General features: G+C 75.9%; 1 protein-coding gene and 1 pseudogene. One reads left to right on the forward strand and one right to left on the reverse strand.

The window, feature by feature from the left end; translation table 11 throughout:
* Positions 1 to 453 (forward strand): aminotransferase class V-fold PLP-dependent enzyme (locus HLB09_RS17590; protein ID WP_171204558.1); only part of this gene is annotated, 453 nt, incomplete at its 5' end.
* A 179-nt stretch (positions 454 to 632) separates the two neighbouring features.
* Here HLB09_RS17590 and HLB09_RS17595 read toward each other — a convergent pair.
* Positions 633 to 1,005 (reverse strand): annotated as a pseudogene (locus HLB09_RS17595) (LLM class flavin-dependent oxidoreductase); the annotation flags it as partial.

Consider the following 1,005-nt stretch of genomic DNA (forward strand, 5'->3'; position numbering starts at 1 on the left):
GGCACGGCGACGGCGCTGCGCCTCGCCGAGGAGGGGCGGGCCGCCGGTGCGCCGCGGCTGGCGGCGCTCCGCGACCGGCTCGTCGCCGGCGTGCTCGACGCCGTCCCGGGAGCTGTCCTCACCGGTCCGGCGGTCGACGCGCGGCTCGCGGACGGCTCACCGGCGCGCCTGCCGGGCCACGCCTCGTTCGTCTTTCCCGGCCTGGGCGGCGAGGCGGTGCTGCTCGAGCTGGAGGAGCGCGGCGTCGTCTGCTCGTCGGGCTCGGCCTGCGCGGCCGACAGCGACGACGCCTCGCACGTCCTGCTCGCCATGGGCCTCGGCGAGGACGCCGCCCGCACCGCCGTGCGCCTCACCCTCGGGCCGACGACGACGCCCGAGGAGGTCGAGGACGTCGTCCGCCTGCTCCCCGAGGCCGTCGCCGCTGCCGGCGGCGCCGCCCTCCTCCCCGCCTGAGCGCCCGCCCGTCGTCACGCCGCCGCTCAGGGCACCTCTACCCCGCACTTCGTCGACACGACGCCCCTGAGGGCGCCCTCATGCCCGCACTTCGTCGACACATCGCCGCATGGAAAGCGTCAGGAGGGCGAAGTGACGACGAAGTGCGGGGTGGGGGACGTGCCAGGTGGGGCGCGGGCTCAGGCGAGGGCGGGCACGACCTCGCGCTCGAAGAGCTCGATGCCCGACGTGTCGTAGGCGGCCTCGGCGAAGTAGGTGATGGCGTACGTCATGCCGAGGTCGCCGACCTCGCGCAGCTTCTCGACGACCTGCTCGGGGGTCCCGACGGCGGGCCCGGAGCGCAGCCCCTCGACCACCTCGTCGGCCTTCTCGGGCGCGACGGAGGCGACCCGGGCGCGGACCTGCTCGAGGCGGTCGGCCACCTCGGCCTCGTCGCGGCCGATGACGACGTTGTAGTTGGCCGAGCGGGTGATCTCGGCGTAGTCGCGGCCGAGGTCGCGGCAGTGGCCCTCGAGCACCGACGACTTGTGCGCGAAGCCCTCCGGCGAGCCG

The organism is Pseudokineococcus marinus (assembly GCF_013004605.1).
GTDB lineage: Bacteria > Actinomycetota > Actinomycetes > Actinomycetales > Quadrisphaeraceae > Pseudokineococcus > Pseudokineococcus marinus.